We start from the raw sequence: 18401 nt of genomic DNA on the forward strand, positions 1-18401 counted from the left end.
TTCGGCGGTTTCTCGGTTTGCCTTTTTTGTTTATTCAGGTACACGCCACAGTGCCATTTTGTAAATTGATTTTACAAAAACATTGATTTTAGTTTCCTTATATGCTATAATCAACTTACGATAATAGTAACTTATTAAAGAGGAAAAATGACTAACGAAGATATTTTGCGAGTTGCAATGCGTCAATCGGCTGTGGATTTGGGGTGCAATGAAGAAGACTTCTTAAACAAAGAAAACCGAATTGTAATTTCAAAAAAAGATAATCATGCGAGGAAATATCTCGAACTTCCTTTTGAATGTAACCTTGTTTCATACGGCAACAATATTGTAGCGTCGGTTCGTGAGGATATTAAATACGTGGTAAAAGATTATATCGAGCGGTATCGGATTGAGCATTGTTTTGAAACACCTAATTTAAATGTGTTGAGTGAAGCTTTGGCAAGATATGATTTGAAGATATGTTTTATGGCGGAATATTTTCTTCCCGATGTAACACTCTTGCAAAAAAAACATTGCATATACAAAACAAATCTTTTAACCCAAAAAGATTTTGCGGATTTGTACAAACCGGAATGGAGTAACGCGCTTTGCGAAAAACGCAAGGAACTTGATATTCTTGGCGTAGGGGCATACGATAACGGCAAATTGGTTGGTCTTGCGGCGTGTAGCGCCGACTGCGATGATATGTGGCAGATAGGTGTAGATGTTTTGCCAAATTATCGTCGTCAAGGTATTGCCACAGTCCTTACGTCGAATCTTGCATTGGAAACATTGAAACGCGGTAAAGTTCCGTTCTACTGCACGGCATGGTCTAATGTAAAATCGGTGCGCAATGCAATCAAAAGCGGATTTCGCCCCTCTTGGGTCGAGATGACTGCAAAAAGCAGTAAATTTGTTGACGAAATGAACAAGATTTAACTTTTAATTAAGCGTGAAAATTCGTTTTAAGTTACTACCGCTCTCACCATATAAAACCTAAAATCAGTTTCTTTTGCGGGAATAGTTTTGGGTTTTTCTTTGCTGCATAAATATGGTTGCGTACTTGGTTGCGAATTTGTGAGAGATTTTGCTTAAAAAACTTGCGTGAAATGCAATTTGATGATAAAATATACTGCGCATGATTATATACGGAGGGTTAAATCGTGTTCGGTAAAAATTTGCTTACGCAGTTGATTTACAGAGTTGTTTTGTGTTGCGTGTCCGCGCTTGCGGTGTTGCTTACGTTCGGCATATTTTATGCGGGGCAAGGACCCGAAGAGCTCAGTTGGGAATTTTTGAAATACTATACCAATTTGAGCAATTACTTTGTGTTCGCGGTGTCGGTTATTATTCTTGCCGATACGGCAAAGCGGGTGCGAGCGGGCGAGAGAGAAGGGTATTGCAACAAAGTGAAAATGCTCAAGTTCATGACAACGGTTATGATACTCGTTACTTTCCTTGTTTATTTGATACTTTTGGGCAAACCGTTCACCGCCGATTTTTGGCGCAATCTCGGCAACATTTCCTATCACGTTTTCGCGCCCCTTATGTTTATTGCGGATTACTTTTTATTCGAGCAAAAAAAGACGGTTTCGGTTTTTGCGCCGTTGTTCAGTCTTATAATTCCGCTCGCGTACGTATGCTACACGTTCATACTCGGCGCGGCGATAGACGGGTTCGAGTATCCGTATTTCTTTTTGGACGTAAACGACTTGGGCTACGGCGGAGTTATGGCATGGGTGGGCATACTCGTAGCCGTGTTCACCGTGCTCGGATATCTGCTTTGGTTGTATAACAGAATAGTAAATACGGACGGCAAACTCAAAGTAGATTTGAAAAACATTAAATGGTTGCGCGCGCCCTCCGCCGCCCGAGAATAAAAGAGGGAAGAAATATGAAAGTGCGTTTGTACGCCGCGTTAGCCGCGGTAATTATGGCTTCCGCGCTGTTTTCGGCTTGCAAAAACGAAACCGAGCTTACGGGCACGGTTCAGGCGCTCGATTACAATGAGAGCACGGTTGCGATATCGAATCCAGACAGAGGATTTTACGGCGCAGTGTACGTTACCGTAAACGAAAACGGCGCGATATACAATAAAGCCGTGTTCGGCGACGCGCACTCGCTGTATCATTTGCGATGCGATATCGGCGCGTTTTCCGCCGCCGTGAACGGCAAAGAAGATATGCCGCTTACTCAAAAGGCGGTAGACGGTTTGGACGGACTGCTCGCGTATCTCAGAGAAAACGACAAAAACGCAATAGTGCGATTTGCATACGACCCCAAATTCGGCGGCAGTGCAAACAAAGAGCCGTCGCTCGGCGTTATGCTCGGGCATGTGCGGCAGATTTGCGAAGTGCTCAATCGCTACCCGAACACGGTTACGGCGATAGAAACGGGTCTTATAGGTCCGTGGGGCGAAATGCACTCGAGCAAAATAGCCAACGCCGAGCACATAACGCCGCTTGCGGACGAGTTTTTAACTCAAACCTCGGGTATTCCCGTTTTGTTGAGAACGCCCAAAATGATATACGATTATCTGCAAAAGAAACCGTCGGAAGCGGAAGATATAGTTTTGACGCCTGCGGACAAAGCGTACATGCTCGGAGTGTATAACGACGGATATCTCGGCTCGGAAAACGATTTGGGAACGTATACCGACAGGCGGCGCGATATAGCCTTTCTCTCCCGCCAAACCGCGCATTTGCCGTTCGGCGGAGAGGTGGTCGTGCCCGAGAGCAAACTGCACGATATAGAGGTGTGCTTGCCGGAGATGAACGAGTTGCATTTGAGCTATCTCAATATAGCTTGGAACAACGTAGTGATAGACAAATGGAAAAAGAGCTATTACACTCAAAGTTGCGGGTCGGACTCGGCGTATTACGGCAAGACCGCGTTCGACTACATAGAGAGCCGCATGGGTTACAGGTTCGTTTTGAAAAACTCGGTTTTTTACGGTTCGAACGCTCAATCGGATATTAAAATAGAACTCTCTTTGCAAAACGTAGGGTTCGGCAATCTTTGCAAGAAAAAACGCGCAAAACTCCTCTTTACGGACGAGAGCGGCGCGGTTGCGTTCGAGTGCGACGCGGGAGAATTTAACGGCGAGAACGGTTTTACCGCGAGCGCGTCGCCTACTCTCGCAAGCGGAAAATACGACGTATATCTCAGGCTTTACGGCGAAGAGCACAACGGCGCGCCGTTGTACTGCGTGCGCTTTGCGAACGACGGCTTGTGGAACGCCGAACTTAAAGCCAACAAAATAGGGAATATAGCGCGATAGGCGCCGAACAAAAAAAGCACCCGTAAGGGGTGTATTTCATAGGGGATTTGGAAAAAATGAAATTTAATATGAATACACCGATTTAGGGCAAGTCAAAGAAAACAGGATTTGGTTATTCCAAATCCTGTTTTTCTACTATATAATTTCTTGTAAGCGTTTCAAAAATATTTCTGCACATTTAGGAAATACCTGATATTTCTTCCACGCAATATCGAGGTGCGATATAAGTTCGGGGAAAAGCGGTCTGAAACATAAAAAAGAATTGCCCGACGTGTTTATCAATCTGTCCAAACTTACGGCATAGCCTATTCCTTGCTCAACGAGAATGGACGCATTGTACAAAAGATTATAGGTAGCTACGATATTGAGTTCTTCCGATGGTTTGCGAAACCAATCTGATATTATGCCTTTACCCAACGAGTGTTTGGAACGTATAAGAGGCTTATCCCATAAATCTTCGGGCGTAATAAATTCCTTATCGGCAAGCGGACTGTCTTTTTTCATAAGTACGCCCCAAGTATCGACAAGAGGTAACCGCATATATTCATATTTTGAAAGGTCGGCAGGTTCTATGAAAATGCCGAAGTCAATAAGACCTTTATCAAGTTTTTCGCCAACGGCAACCATATCACCGCTGAATAGGTGAAAGCGAACATTGGGATATTGTTCCTGTACTCTATGCGCCGCCTTTGCTATGATACCCATAACGTAGCTTTCGCCGCCGCCGATATAAATATCGCCGCTAATATCCGTAATGGGCGCATTGAGTTCATTTTCGGTTTTATTATACAATTCTATAATTTCTTCCGCACGCTTGCGAAGTAACTGACCTGCTTCCGTGAGCGTGATTTTTCTTGTTCCGCGAATAAAGAGTTGCTGCCCTATTTCCTTTTCAAGATTTTGCATTTGTCGGGACAAATTAGGTTGCGTAACGAATAATGCTTCTGCCGCTTTGGAAATGCTTTGTTCACGGGCAACCGCCAAAAAATATTTTAACACTCTTAATTCCATAATACACCGCCTTTGATATAATATAACATAAATCAATATGCGTGTCAATTATGGGTTTAATATAAAATATAAGCATTTGACATATTTATGGGCGCAATCTAAAATATCAGTATGAATATCGAACAATACAAAGAGCTGATGAAAAGCAAACGTATATCGTAGCAAATTCCGAAATGCACCTGCATATGCACGAAATGGCGCAGAGGGCGAGAAAGATAACCGTTGAAATGAATAAAGAATACCGCACGCCCGAAGAAATACGCAAATTGTTTTCCGAGCTTATCGGACAGGAAGTTGACGAGGGCTTCGGACTGTTCCCGCCGTTCAATGCCGACTACGGACAAAATATTAAAGTGGGCAAAAACGTATTTATCAATTCCGGTTGTTGCTTTCAAGACCAAGGCGGCATAGAAATCGGAGATAACGTACTTATCGGGCAACAAGTCGTAATGGCTACAATAAACCACGACTTAAATTCCGAAAAGCGTAAAAATATGTTGCCTGCACCCGTTAAAATCGGTAACGGCGTATGGATAGGCGCACACGCAACAATTTTGTCGGGCGTAACAATAGGTGAAAATTCGATAGTTGCGGCGGGCGCAGTTGTTACAAAGGACGTACCCGAAAATGTTGTAGTTGCGGGTGTTCCTGCTAAAATCATTAAAAAAATAGAGGTGAAATAATGAAAGTCTTATTATTCAACGGAAGCCCGAGAGCTAACGGCTGTACTTATACCGCTCTTTCGGAGATTGCGAGCGTACTCAACGTACAAGGAATAGAAACGGAAATATTGCAAATTGGGAACAACCCTGTGCAGGACTGTATCGGCTGTAACGGTTGCGTGAATAAAGGCAAATGTGTATTTAATAACGATTGCGTAAACGAGTGGATGGAAAAATCGAAAGCGGCAGACGGTTTTGTGTTTGGAACGCCCGTATATTACGCCCATCCTACCGGACGAATTTTATAAGATAAAAATTATTAGGAGATAAATTATGTTAGGAAACTTTACTTATTCAAATCCCACAAAACTCTATTTTGGCAAAGATGCGCTTGACGGTCTTAACGAAGAACTGCCCAAATACGGCAAGAACGTATTGCTTGTTTATGGCGGCGGCTCTATTAAGAAAAACGGCATTTATGACAAGGTGGTTGCCATTCTCAAAGCAAACGGCAAAACCGTTTATGAGGACGCAGGCGTTATGCCTAATCCAACGAGCGAAAAACTGAACGAGGGAATTGAGCGTGCGAAAAAGGCAAAAGCCGATTTGATATTGGCTGTCGGCGGCGGCTCGGTGTGCGATTACGCAAAAGCGGTTTCCGTTTCGGTAAACTGCAACGACGACGCTTGGGATAAATATTTTATACGTTTTGAAGAGCCCGCCTGCGAAATAATCCCCGTCGGTTGCGTTCTTACAATGGTTGGTACGGGCAGCGAAATGAACGGCGGCTCGGTTATTACCAACCACGCACAAAAACTCAAAATAGGACACGTTTTCGGAGATAAGGTGTTTCCAAAATTCTCTGTAATGAACCCCGAATTTACCTATACGCTTCCTAAATATCAAATGGTTTCGGGGATTTACGATATAATGTCGCACATTCTCGAACAGTATTTTTCGGGAACGGACGACAACACTTCCGACTATATTATGGAAGGGCTTTTGCGCTCGCTTATCCATAGCGCAAATATAGCGGTGGAAAATCCCACCGACTATGAAGCAAGAAGCAACATTATGTGGACTGCGACTTGGGCATTAAACACGCTTGTAGCAAAAGGCAAGACTACCGATTGGATGGTACATATGCTCGGTCAAGCGGTTGCAGCTTATACGGACGCAACGCACGGAATGACGCTTGCGGCAGTAACTATGCCGTATTACAAATATATCTTACCTTATGGAACGGCGAAGTTTGCTCGCTATGCCGTAAACGTCTGGAACGTAAACCCCGAAGGCAAGACAGACACGCAGGTTGCTTACGAAGGCTTGGCGGTTATGGAAAAATGGATGCGCAAAATCGGACTTGTAATGAACATAGCCGAACTCGGCGCAACCAAAGAAATACTTGACGGAATGGTAAAAAGTACGCTTGTTATGGACGGTGGCTATAAAGTTATGGACGAGAAAGATATTCGTGCCGTTTTGCAAGCAAGTTTCTAATTGATTGCAGAGGAACGATATGAAAAAACTTTTAGGAGTAATATTGGTAATCATTATGGCAATATTCGGATTAGCGGCTTGTAATAGTAACAGTTCGGCTGATAACGGCGGTACGGGCGGAAACGGAAATTCAGGCAGTGGGAATAACAATCCACCCATAATCACTACAAACAATGTCTTGATTATCTAATAAATAAGTCAAATAAATAAAAATTTTAATACGGCAAGCGTCGTCAAGCCGTTGAAATCATCTACAACTGTGTGGGAGTGATTCCAACCCCCACGCAAGAGTAGAACAAATATCCCAACACGGAAAAGCGGCATAGCTTTTCACTATGCCGCCACCCGAAGGGATTAAATAATCCCTATGAAATACACCGTCAAGGGTGTTTTTTGTTTGCTATTTGAGAGTCATTATTATGGATTGCGGGTAGTCGCCGAAGTTTTTGCCGAAAAGATTTAGCCCGCCGCGGTGCACGGCGTCGTCTTTTATGCCGATATCGAGCTTGATTGCCGAGCCGTCGTATAACTTTAGGTCGGAAAGGCGCACTTTGTCGGATACGAAGCTGTTGTCTACATAAACGCCGTTTTCGTTCACGGTGATTTTTTTAAGCAGTCCGAACTGCGTGCTCGTAACGGGCCAGTAGAGCGGAGTGTATTTGCCGCGCCTGCCGCCGAAATCGCCCGGCGATTTGAAAGTTACCGTTTCAACGTCGTTAATGCGTATTGTGATATCGCTCGGCCAGTTGTTGTTGTAGTATATCGTTTCGGAGCATATTTCGAACGAAAAAGTAATTTCGGAAAACTTTTGATTGCGGGGGAAATCGGCGGGGAAGTTGTAGCTTATAAATCCGCAGTCGAACCAAATGCACTCGGCTTTGAGTCGCACGGGCGAAAAGAAGATATTGGGGTTGTCGAAGCCCGCGATTTCGCCCTCCGCCCCCGTCATGCCGCAGGGAGCTTTTATGTGGCAGTGACTGAACATGCCGAGCGGCATTTCCACCGTGTATTCGGGCTTCACGTCCTTTTCGGTTTCGAGCGGCTCGAGCGACAGCGTAAACGACAGCACCGCCTGCGAGCAGTATTTGGTGTGCCCTTTGGGTCCGGGCTGATAAGATGTGAAGATAAGCCCCGCCTCGGTGAGGATATCAACGTGCCGCGCCACGCTCGACACGGGCATATCAAGCTCCTCGGAGAGCATGGAAAGATTTTTAGACGACTTGAGAAGGCTTTTGAGAATTGCCACTCGCTCGGGCACCGAAAAAGCCCGCCCCAAGTTGGCTATAATCTCGTGGTCGGCGAGGTTGTCTACGTTTAACACAAAGTGCTTTTGCGGCGTTAAAATATCGCTCATGGCGGTTCCTCCGTAATTACATTATCCGCTATTTTAACGGGAATGTCAACAAAATTTTGTATTCTTTCCGAAATTTGGGAAGATACGCTCGACAAACAGTCAAATATCGGAAAGGTCAAACCCCTTGAATTTACAAAAAAGCGTGTTATAATGATAGTGCGATTAAGGAAACGACTAAACGAAAAGGAAAATGACAGTGTACAGGAACGAACATCCAAATCCCCAATTTGAAAGAGACGGATACGAATGCTTAAACGGTGTTTGGGGTTTTTCTTACGGAAAAGTTGTAGGTAGGGAGAACTGTGCGCTCGATAAAACCATACAAGTGCCGTTTTGTCCCGAGTCGGAACTCTCGGGCATAGGCAACACGGAGCTTAACGCCGATTGCGTGTACACTCGCGAGATAGAGGTTAAAAAAGCCGACCTTGCGGGAAAGCTGTGGCTCAAGTTCGGCGCGGTGGACTACGAGGCTTGCGTTTACGTGAACGGCGCGTTCGCGGGCAAACACGCGGGCGGATACACCGCTTTCGATATAGATATAACGCCGCACGTAAAAGCGGGCAAAAACCGCGTTACCGTTGCCGTGCACGACGACGTGCGCGAGAACGTGCCGAGCGGCAAGCAAACGGCAAAGGCGGTTTCGTTCGGCTGTTTTTATACTCGGGTAACGGGAATATGGCAAACGGTGTGGCTCGAGCGAACGCCGCTCGATTACATAAAAAGCGTTAAATTTTATCCCGACGCCGAAAACGCAAAAGTAAAAGCGGTAATACTAACCGAGGGCGAGGGAGAGATAGAAACTTGCGTAACCTACCGCGGGCGCGAAACGGGAAGAGCCGCGGGCGCGACGAACGGCGGGGTTTGCGTTTTGGAAATCCCCTTAAGCGAAACTCATCTGTGGGAAGCGGGTTGCGGCAGACTGTACGACGTATCCGTAAAATTCGGCGCGGACGAGGTGAAGAGCTATTTCGGACTTAGGAGCGTTGAGTGCAAAGACAAAAAGTTTTTGCTTAACGGCAAAAGCGTGTTTCAGCGGCTCGTGCTCGACCAAGGCTATTATCCGAGCGGCGTGTACACGGCGCAGTCCTCGCTGGAAATGCGCGAAGATATATTGCGAGCCATGGATTTGGGCTTCAACGGCGCAAGACTGCATCAAAAAGTGTTCGAACAGCGTTTTTTATACGAGTGCGACAAAGCGGGCTACCTCGTTTGGGGCGAATACGCGAGCTGGGGCGTTGAGTACGAAAACACCCGCGGCATGGGCGCGTTTTTGGGCGAGTGGACGGAAACGGTTGAGCAGTATTTCAACCACCCGAGCATAATAACCTGGTGTCCGCTCAACGAAACGTGGGAAAACATTCATAACGGCAAAACGGTGCGCGACGCGCGAGTGCCCGAGTGCGCCTACGCCGTTACCAAAATACTAGACCCCACGCGCCCGTGCGTGGATACGAGCGGCGGATATCACGGCAGGTTCACCGATATAGCCGATTTCCACAGCTACGAGGACTACCGCACTCTCAAAGTGCGCATAGACAAAGCGGCGTACGCTAAGCCCGATTTCGCAAAGATGTATCTCGACGGAGAGCAAACGGGCTACGGCGGCGAGCCGCTCCACTTGAGCGAGTTCGGCGGCGTTACGTTTACGGGCGCGTCCGTGCCCGAGTGCGCCTGCGTGTGCGAAACCGAAGCCTGGGGCTACAACGCCGTTGCCGACGAAGCCGCGTTTGTGGCCAACTACGTAAAAACGGTGAAAATGTTGCTTGCATGCAAAGCTCTTACGGGCTTTTGCTACACGCAGCTGTACGACGTGGAGCAGGAGCAAAACGGATTTTACACCTACGACCGCAAGCTCAAGCTCTCTGCGGAGGCGGTAAAAAAAATCGCGGAATGCAACCGCGAAACGGCGGCGACGGAAGCTGACGAACAGTCCGTTGCGCTCGCGAGGTAAGGAGGTAAAGGAGTAGAAAATGGAACTGTTGCCCGTTGTTGCAAAAAAGCGGAAGCTGACGAAAAGAACGCTCAAAGAGTGGCTTTTCGTGTACGGCATGCTCTTAATTCCGCTCATTCAGTTCGCAATATTCTACATTTGGATAAACGCGAACTCCATAATCATGGCTTTTCGGGAGTTCACTTTCGAGTGGGACGAAAACGACAATGAAATATACGTGTGGTCGTTTTACAATTTCACGCGGTTTTTCAAAGAGTGGTCAAACCCCGAGTCGGTCATAGTTTCCGCACTCATGAATACGCTCAAGTACTTTGCGGCGGGCGTAATCATGGTGCCCGTAACCTTCTTCGTGTCTTACTTTTTGTACAAAAAAATATGGGGATACAAGATGTTCCGCGTGGTGTTCTTCTTGCCGAGCATAGTGAGCGCGGTGCTCTTCGTAACCACGTATATAGAGCTTATTAAGTTCGGAGGAGCGCTGAGTACCGTTTGGAGTTGGTTCGGCGCGGAACTGCCCGAGCTTATAAACGACCCCGAGCGCACGACGGGCACCATAATAGCGTTCACCGTTTGGACGGGGTTCGGCGTAAACATGATACTTTATCAGAGCGCGATGAGCCGCGTTCCGCAGGAAATAATAGAGGCGTCAAAACTCGACGGTTGCCCGTGGTATAAAGAACTGTGGTCTATAATAATACCCATGGTTTGGTCCACCGTTTCCACCACTCTCATATTGCAGTTCACAACGCTGTTCAACAGCACCGGTCCCATACTGCTGTTTGCCGACGCGGGGCGGCAGGCACTGCTCGACAACAAAGAGGTCACCACGATAGCGTTTTGGATATACCAAAAAACTCGGGGGGGGGTAGACCTTAACTATCCCGCCGCGATAGGCTTGTTCTTCACGGCGGTAAGCGTCCCGCTCGTGTTCTTGGTGCGTTGGGTGTTCAACAAAATCGACCCCGACGTAACGTATTGACGGGAGGGAGGAGAATATGCAAACCGCTGTAACTCAAAACTCGGCGACAGTCGAGAACGAGAATAAGAAAGCAAAAAAATTCGATAAAAGTTATCTTCCCGTTAAGATAATAGTGTTCGTGCTGTTCGCGCTGTATGCGTTCACGCTGTTTTACGCCATGCTTTGGGCAATCGGAACGTCGCTCAAAACTCAAGAGGAGTATTACGAGAACATAAACGGCTTGCCCGAGCAGTGGAAATTCATAAACTATGTCACCGCGTTCAAGTCTGTTAAAGCGGGCGAAAACGGCATGATAACGATGTTTATAAACTCGCTGTGGTACGCGTGCGGCGGCTCGATTTTGGGCGTGCTCACCTCCGCCGTGGTTGCCTACGTGGTGTCTAAATATAAATTTCCGGGCAGGGGCTTTTTGTACGGACTCGCGCTCGTAACGATGATGATACCCATAGTAGGCTCGTTTCCTTCGCAGTATCGCGTGTATAACATGTTGCACATTTTGGATAACCCCATGATACTCGTTACCAAAATGGCGGGCTTCGGCTTCAACTTTATAGTGCTGTATTCGTTCTTCAAAACGCTCTCGTGGACTTATGCCGAGGCGGCGTTTATAGACGGCGCGAGTCACTTAAGAGTGTTTTTGCGGGTAATGCTTCCTATGTCGTTGCCCGTAATGGGTTCGCTGTTTTTGGTTGCCACGATAGGCGCGTGGAACAACTACATGGAGCCCATACTGTTCTTGCAGTCTTATCCCACGCTCACGAGCGGACTGTATATATTCCAGCTCGAAACCTCGCGCAACGTGGATTATCCCGTGTTGTTTGCGGGACTCATAGTAAGCGTAGTGCCCGTAATACTGATGTTCGTCTTCTTCCAAAACACCATTATGGAGTCGATGAGCGTGGGCGGAATAAAAGGTTAATAAATCCTATAGGAGGAAAATAAATAATGAAAAGAAAAGGCAAAATAGCGGCGTTGCTGCTCGCGCTCGTAATAGGCGCGTCTATGTTCGCGGGGTGCGCTACGGAGATATCCGAGGACTATCCCGAGTACGCCGACGACAAAGCGATTTGGATAGGCGGTTGGGACGTTCCCATAAACACGCTCGAAGATTATCAAATGGCGAAAGACATGGGGCTCACCCACATGTTTATAGACAACATGTTTGCCAAAAAAGGCACGCCCGAATACTTAAAGCAGCTCGAATATTGCGAGCAGGTCGGATTAAAAGCCATAGTGGGCTCAGACACCTCGCTTTCGGGCGAGGGACTGGGAAGCCCCGAAAACGTAACCATAGAGGAATTCGACTACGCGCAGTATCCCGCCGTGGATATGCTCAATATTTGGGACGAACCCGGCTCGGCGCATTTCGGAGAGGTTGCAACGCGCATAGAAAAACAGTATGCGTTTTATGAGAAAGAGGGCAAAACCGCTCCCACAATGTACGTTAACCTCGACCCCGCATATCACGTATCGCATCAAACCAACGCGGTTGAAGAAGGCATGCGTCCGTACGCCCAAAAGTTTGTAAACGAAGTGCTTACAAAAGTTAAGGGCAGAAAGATAATAAGCACCGATATTTACCCGCTCATGTCTTCGCCCGACGGCAGTCATTTTTCGATACTCGCCACATGGCTCGTAAATATGGAAACGCTCAAAGAGGTAGCCGTTGAGGCCGACGCCGAGTTTATGATGTTTATACAAAACTACAGCGAAAGTACGCGCCGCGAAATTATGAACAAAGAGGACCTTTCGTTTCAGGTTTATACCGATATGGCTTTCGGCATAAACGGATTTTCCTACTTTACCTATCGCCAGTCGTTCCTCAATTTCGGCGGCGGTTGCGTGAGCAAAGACGAGAGCTGCACCCCGTTCGATAACTACTACTGGGCGCAGACGCTTAACGCCGAGATAGCGGAGTGGGACCACGTGTTCCTCGCGTTCGATAAGTGGAAAGGCGTTATGACGGTGAACGGAACGAACAACCTCGAGGAGTACGACGAATACAACAACGACTGCTTCGTGCTCGAGCATCCGGTGAAAAAGCTGGACTGCGCAAAGAGCGTAACCGCTACCGAAGATACGATAATAGGTCAGTTCGAAGACAAAGACGGCAGAAGCGGACTCATGGTGGTAAACTTTAACGACCCGCTCGACAAAATAACGGACACCGTTTCTTTCACGTTCGAAAACGCCAACCGCGCAATGGTTTACGTCGGCGGCAAGCGCAAAATATACGAGGTGAAAGACAACAAGCTTACGCTCGATATAGGCGTGGGAGAGGGTATATTCGTAATACCCCTTGCAATGTAATAAAGTAATCTAATTCCGGGAGGAAAAAATGAAAAAAATATTAAGTGTAATTATGTGTGCTTTCCTTGCGCTCGGCATATGCGTAGGGTGTAGCGTAGACGGCGGCTCGGGTAGCGGCACGAACGGCACGGGCGGCAAAAACGGCTCTATAACCGTGCACTACATGGCGGGCGGCTTCGGCGACGACGCTTACAAGAACCTTGCCGCCGACTACAAAGCTCTCACGGGCGTAAGCGTTGTGTATAAGCCCAGCTATTCGCAAGGCGAAATACAGCAGCTCTTAAACAGCAAGCAGGAGCAGTACGATATTGTTATGCCCCTTCTCAACATGTACGCCGCGCAAGACTCGGGCAAACTCGAAAACCTCGACGAAGTATATAACGCAATACCCGAGGGCGAAACCGTAGCCATAAAAGACAAGATGAACAAGGATATGTGCGATTACCTGTTGGCTGACGACGGACACCGTTATCAAATGGTTTCCAACGACTCGGTTTCCGCCATCTGCTATAACGCCGACACTTTGGACGAAGCGTTCGGCGCGGGCAATTGGGAGCTTCCGCTCACCACGAACGAGCTTTTGAAAATGTCGGACGATTTGGTTGCAAAAGGCTATTACGCTTTTTCCACCTCCGCCGCCATAAACTACTATTGGGAGTATATGGGCATAGTGTGGTGGGCGCAGTACGAGGGACTCGAAAGTTTCGATAATTTCTACGAGGGCAAATATCTCGACGGAACGGAATGGAAATACGGACCGGCAATAAACGACGCCAAGGGCAGAGAGATTGCGCTTACCACTCTTTCCGAGATAATGAACGTAGGCAAAGGGCGCATGCACTCGCGCGTAGTAAACATGGACTTTAAGAGCGCGCAACGCGCCTTCCTCGGCAAAGGCTACGTGAACGACACCAAGAAAGTGGGCTTTATGGTTAACGGCGACTGGCTCGAGAACGAAATGGCTTCCGTGCTCATTTCTTCGCCGCAGAATATAGGCATGATGCGCGCGCCCGTTGTGAGCGAACTTGCGGATAAACTCGCTTCCGTTCGCACCGAAGTCCGCCTTGCCGCTATCGTGAAAGCGGTAGACGAAAACAAGACCTATGCCGAAACGGCTACGGGCGACCTTGCCGACCTTACCGAAGCGGACTATGAGCACGTGCGGGAAGCTCGACTCATGGTATACACCGCAACGCCCAACTATCCCATAGGCATACCCTCGTATCGCCCCGAGTCCAAAAAGAAGCTCGCAAAAGATTACCTTGTGTATCTTTACTCCGACCGTGCGCAGAAAATAATAGCGCAGTCTTTGAAAGGACTTACGTATCCCGCGGGTTATAACGTGCTCGAAGCCGAAAACGTGAACGTGAGCGACTTTGTAAAATCCCGCCACGTAGCGTTCGGCAACGACAAAATAAACATATTCCCCCGCAACTCCTCGCCGCTCGTGTATCTCGGCGGCTTGGGCGACACTCCCGGTTCGGGTTCGGGCATAGACAGTTCGCTTTGCTCGGGAGCTAAGGCTTCGTCGCTTTTGCAAGCGAGCAAAACCAACCTCGAACACAATTGGGAAAACATAAGTAAGTATATTAAAACCGAATAAGGAGAAATGATGATGAAAAAGGGTAGAAGCAAATTCGGCGTTTGGCTTTGCTCGGCTTTTATGGGCTTAATCATGCTCACAATGGCTATGGGACTTGCCGCTTGCGGCGACGCCAAAGACCTTAAAATAGACGTGCCGAGCCGCATGGAAGCCGACCTCGGCACAGGCACTTACGTTGTGCCGCGTTACGACGTGGTAAACAGCAAAGGACTTATAATGGCGGGCTATAACGTGCGCTTAAAGTCCGCCAAAAACCCCGACGGCACGGCTGCGGATATAGCGCAGGAAGCGAGCACCGTGGTTACACTTTCGGGCGCGGGCGAGTATACCTTTGTGTATACCGCCGACAACAAGAACGTGCCCGACGCAACCGTGATAATGGATTTTGCGGATAGGAAAGCTCCCACGATAAAACTTTCTTCGTCGCAGTTCCCGTCCTTCTTTATAAAGGGCAACACCTACGCGGTTCCCGAGTATACGCTTGAGGGCAACTACGACGCCTCCAAGTGCTACACTAAAGTGTATTACAATTCGGGCGCGGAAAACGAGCAAGACTCCGAAATTACGCTCACCAACGGCTACTTTGCCGTAGACCGCGAAACGGGCAAATATACCGTGCTCATTCACGTTGAAAACGCTTCGGGCGTGGGCAACGATTACCGTTACACGCGCAGCGTTTACTCGCCCGAAAACTACGAAGAAGATATAGTGATATATTTCAACGAAAAGTTCGGCGAGCGTCAGGTTGCGCCCGATGGCAACTACGCGGGCGAGTACGTTTCCGTGCTTGACGGCGGCAAAGCCTACGGCGACGAGCTCGGCTCGTATAAAGTGGAATTTACGGGTGAGACAACCGAAAATAACGAAGCGTATTTCGCGCTCAACGTGCCCGCCATAACCAACGTTATGGACAACAAAGAGCTTGAAATGTACGTGTATATAGACGATGCGGACTGCCAAAACGAAAAAAAACAGTGGGTGATAGGCTCCAAATGGTGGAACGACCAAACGGTAAAAGTAGGCGAGTGGACTCGCGTTACCTGGAGCATAGACAACTGGGGTAACGGCAAGGGCGCGAACTGCGGCGCGAATACAACGCAGGTAATTTCCACAGATAACATTTCCGGCACGCGTATACGCCTTATTCCGGACTCTGACTACGGCAGTAAAACGCCTCCGCACGGCACGGTTTATTTCTCGGCAATGCGCCTTGTGCCGCACAAGTGGGCAACCATAACCGCCGAAAACGGAGTGGTTGCGCCCAACCGCGCATATGTGGGGCAAACTATCACGCTCACCGAACCGCAAGCTCCCGCGGGCAATTATTTCGATTGCTTCATTATAGACGGCAAACCCGTTTCGGGCAACACGTTCGTGGTGAACAAAGAGGGTACGCTCACCGTAGGCGCGAAATTCTCCGATAACGAGATTAGCAAAGACAACTTTACTTGGGGAGAATTCGAGTTCTCCGCGCTCTCGGGCAACGACGCTCAAACCGCCAAAATAGGCAGTTCCGAATACTGGGCGCTCGAATACGAGGTTTACGGCATGGAAAGCGGCTGGACTTACACGGCGGCTTACGTGGGCGGCACCCATCAGCTCGTAGGCTTCGAACTTAACGGCAAGAACGACAAACTTTCCACTTACGGCGGCGCATGGAAAACGCCCAACGTGATAAGTCTTACCGAGGCGCAGAGCGGAATATTGCGCAACGCAACCGAAAGCAGTCCCGCAAAGGTTACTTACGTTCGCGCAGCCGACAAAATAGCGGTGCTGTTAAACGGTGAATTAATGGGCGTGTACTCCTTTGCCTCGCTTGAAATTAAGGGCGACGGTTTCGGAATAGGCGGTCGTGCCGGCACTATCAAAAACGGCACTCTTAAAAACATAAAATACGTTGTGGGCGAAACCCGCGTAGGCTTCGTGCAAGAACAGTACCTCGGTGTTACCGTTACGGCGCAAAACGGAGCGCATGCCGATAAAACAATTTATTTTATAGGCGATACCGTTACTCTCACGCACGACGCGCCTTCGCAAGAAGGCAAAGAGTTTGCGTATTACACGGTAGACGGACAAAAAATAAGCGGCGACTCGTTTGTGGCAACAAAGAAAAATCACGTCGTTAAAGCCGTGTATGAGGATATATGCAGTCTTACTCTCGCTAACGGTATAACAGCCAACGGACAAAGCGGCGCAACCGTAAGAGTAGTTAAAGGCTCGGTGGTAACGCTCGCTTATACCGGCGAACCCGAGCAAGGCAAAGTGCTTAACGGCTATAAATTAAACGACTCTCAAACTATATACGGCAATATGTTCGTTGCAACCGAAAATACGTACGCGATAACCGCCGACTGGGTGAACGCGAGCGATATAGTTTGGGGCGAAAAGAACGACTCGCACGACTACAAAACCGTTATGAGCGGTTCGGACGCGACTTTGCAAAATTACAAATACGTTGGCACGGCGTTCGGCACGTCGGAATACTGGGCGATAAAGTTAGACGTTAAACATACCCGCGAATGGGAAAATCTCGACTTTGTCGTGGGCGAAAAAGTTATGCTCCGTATGCGTTATCATCAGGGCGGCTATTTCGGTATAGGTTTGCACGTTAAACCCGGAGGCGACGATACTTACCCGCAAACGCACAGCGAATTTTATCCCGCATACCCGCACCATTCCGACGAAAGCAAAGCTATAGCGGCGAAATTCGTTGCCGGCACTACCGTTACTTGCGTACGCTACGGGAACAAACTGTCTTTGTATGCCGATAACGAACTGTTCTTTACTACCGAATACGCCATAGATTACACGGGCAACTGGTTCGGCGTAGGTTACGACACCGAAAGCCCCGATAACGTTGCGGCAGACAACAGTCTTCAAGTTCCCAACCATAAAAACGTTAAGTTTATCATGGGGCAAGACAAAATAGACGCTTTTATGGAATCGGTAAAGAAATTAAACGCGCCCGAGTACGACAGCCTCGTGAAATATGCGGGGGGGGGAACGTTTGAATATACTTTGCCCGTAGCTACGGTAACCGACATGGCGGGTAAAACCGTTAATCAAAACGTAACCGTTACTGCTACAGGCATAAACGGCGCAATTACCGTAACCGACGGCAAAATCACGCTTCCCGAATATAACGGAACGCAAAACGTAACCGTCACGTATTCGTCGGCAGATTGCATAAACGTTTCTATAACCGTAACTTTCTACAATACCTCTGTTGCTCAAATCAATGAAATTAAAAATGCGACCGCAAAAGACTCGTCTGCAATAGAATACATTTCGTCGAATATTCCCGAGGGAAGACCCGATGAAATAAGCGAGTCGGGAGTGCTTAAAGTATTAGCCGGCAGTGGTGACGTAGGACTTACTACTAATGTAAATTATAATACCATATCGGCGAATTATTCTGAAATTTACTTTTATATATACATGGAGTCGGAAGCCGATTTGAATAATATCGGATGCGGCGCTTATTGGCTAAACGGAGAAGGCACTGTGGTTAAAAATCAGTGGGTAAAGATAACGTTTAACAGTGAAATGATTGCACAACTTTCCAGCGGAGCCGCCGATGATTTAAGTAAATTTACTTTTAGAGTAAACACGCAATCGTGGTTGCAAGGAACGGAAGTTTCGGGTAAAACATTCTATATTACTTCTTTGTACGGAGTAGAGAAACAGGCGTAAAACTGCTTGCCGAATTATCGCGAAGTCCCCGAAAGCCGATACTTTCGGGGGCTTCCTTTCTTACCGAGTCATTGCGAGG

General features: G+C 47.9%; 15 protein-coding genes. 13 read left to right on the plus strand and 2 right to left on the minus strand.

What is annotated here, in order from left to right; genetic code table 11:
- The first annotated feature begins 147 nt into the window (after window positions 1-147).
- The 3 genes from NFR55_RS00320 to NFR55_RS00330 all read left to right on the plus strand — a co-directional run bounded on the left by NFR55_RS00320 (window position 148) and on the right by NFR55_RS00330 (window position 3259).
- Window positions 148-918 carry a GNAT family N-acetyltransferase gene (locus tag NFR55_RS00320; protein WP_251545147.1) on the plus strand — a complete coding sequence of 257 codons (771 nt, stop codon included), beginning with the start codon at window positions 148-150 and terminating at the stop codon, window positions 916-918.
- 224 nt (window positions 919-1142) lie between these two features.
- Window positions 1143-1859: a Pr6Pr family membrane protein gene (locus NFR55_RS00325; protein WP_251545148.1), complete on the plus strand. Its 717-nt coding sequence runs from the start codon at window positions 1143-1145 to the stop codon at window positions 1857-1859.
- Between the two features lie 14 nt (window positions 1860-1873).
- Window positions 1874-3259, plus strand: a complete 1386-nt coding sequence (locus NFR55_RS00330; RefSeq protein ID WP_251545149.1) for a DUF4832 domain-containing protein — start codon at window positions 1874-1876, stop codon at window positions 3257-3259.
- Between the two features lie 135 nt (window positions 3260-3394).
- Here the strand turns inward: NFR55_RS00330 and NFR55_RS00335 are convergent, their stop codons facing one another.
- Window positions 3395-4270 (minus strand): LysR family transcriptional regulator, encoded by an 876-nt coding sequence (locus NFR55_RS00335; protein ID WP_251545150.1) that lies wholly within the window; start codon window positions 4268-4270, stop codon window positions 3395-3397.
- A 194-nt stretch (window positions 4271-4464) separates the two neighbouring features.
- Between NFR55_RS00335 and NFR55_RS00340 the strand changes: the two genes are divergently transcribed.
- Genes NFR55_RS00340 through NFR55_RS00355 form a run of 4 tightly spaced genes read left to right on the plus strand, consistent with a single transcriptional unit; the run spans window position 4465 to window position 6622 of the window.
- Window positions 4465-4953, plus strand: coding sequence for a sugar O-acetyltransferase (locus tag NFR55_RS00340; protein ID WP_275556895.1), 489 nt, complete (start codon window positions 4465-4467; stop codon window positions 4951-4953).
- Window positions 4953-5240: a flavodoxin family protein gene (locus tag NFR55_RS00345; protein WP_338052304.1), complete on the plus strand. Its 288-nt coding sequence runs from the start codon at window positions 4953-4955 to the stop codon at window positions 5238-5240. Before NFR55_RS00340 ends, NFR55_RS00345 begins: the two co-directional genes overlap by 1 nt.
- A gap of 25 nt (window positions 5241-5265) precedes the next feature.
- Window positions 5266-6432, plus strand: a complete 1167-nt coding sequence (locus tag NFR55_RS00350; RefSeq protein WP_251545152.1) for an iron-containing alcohol dehydrogenase — start codon at window positions 5266-5268, stop codon at window positions 6430-6432.
- A gap of 19 nt (window positions 6433-6451) precedes the next feature.
- Window positions 6452-6622 carry a hypothetical protein gene (locus NFR55_RS00355; protein WP_251545153.1) on the plus strand — a complete coding sequence of 57 codons (171 nt, stop codon included), beginning with the start codon at window positions 6452-6454 and terminating at the stop codon, window positions 6620-6622.
- 210 nt (window positions 6623-6832) lie between these two features.
- Here the strand turns inward: NFR55_RS00355 and NFR55_RS00360 are convergent, their stop codons facing one another.
- Window positions 6833-7786 (minus strand): ArsR/SmtB family transcription factor, encoded by a 954-nt coding sequence (locus NFR55_RS00360; protein ID WP_251545154.1) that lies wholly within the window; start codon window positions 7784-7786, stop codon window positions 6833-6835.
- A 190-nt stretch (window positions 7787-7976) separates the two neighbouring features.
- Here NFR55_RS00360 and NFR55_RS00365 point away from each other — a divergent pair, with 190 nt between their 5' ends.
- The 6 genes from NFR55_RS00365 to NFR55_RS00390 are packed head-to-tail and all read left to right on the plus strand — an operon-like array spanning window position 7977 to window position 18322.
- Window positions 7977-9737, plus strand: a complete 1761-nt coding sequence (locus NFR55_RS00365) for a glycoside hydrolase family 2 protein (protein WP_251545155.1) — start codon at window positions 7977-7979, stop codon at window positions 9735-9737.
- A gap of 19 nt (window positions 9738-9756) precedes the next feature.
- A complete protein-coding gene (locus NFR55_RS00370) occupies window positions 9757-10716 on the plus strand; it encodes a carbohydrate ABC transporter permease (protein ID WP_251545156.1) in 960 nt (319 codons plus the stop codon).
- A 16-nt stretch (window positions 10717-10732) separates the two neighbouring features.
- A complete protein-coding gene (locus NFR55_RS00375; RefSeq protein ID WP_251545157.1) occupies window positions 10733-11635 on the plus strand; it encodes a carbohydrate ABC transporter permease in 903 nt (300 codons plus the stop codon).
- Window positions 11636-11661: 26 nt separating this feature from the next.
- On the plus strand, window positions 11662-13026 hold the full coding sequence (locus NFR55_RS00380) for a hypothetical protein (RefSeq protein WP_251545158.1): 1365 nt from the start codon (window positions 11662-11664) through the stop codon (window positions 13024-13026).
- A gap of 28 nt (window positions 13027-13054) precedes the next feature.
- Window positions 13055-14629, plus strand: a complete 1575-nt coding sequence (locus tag NFR55_RS00385) for a type 2 periplasmic-binding domain-containing protein (RefSeq protein WP_251545159.1) — start codon at window positions 13055-13057, stop codon at window positions 14627-14629.
- A 6-nt stretch (window positions 14630-14635) separates the two neighbouring features.
- Entirely contained in the window at window positions 14636-18322 is a 3687-nt protein-coding gene (locus tag NFR55_RS00390) for a hypothetical protein (RefSeq protein ID WP_251545160.1), read from the plus strand.
- The last annotated feature ends 79 nt before the right edge of the window (window positions 18323-18401 follow it).

Source organism: Pumilibacter intestinalis (assembly GCF_943193005.1).
In the GTDB taxonomy this organism is placed as follows: Bacteria; Bacillota; Clostridia; order Christensenellales; family Pumilibacteraceae; genus Pumilibacter; species Pumilibacter intestinalis.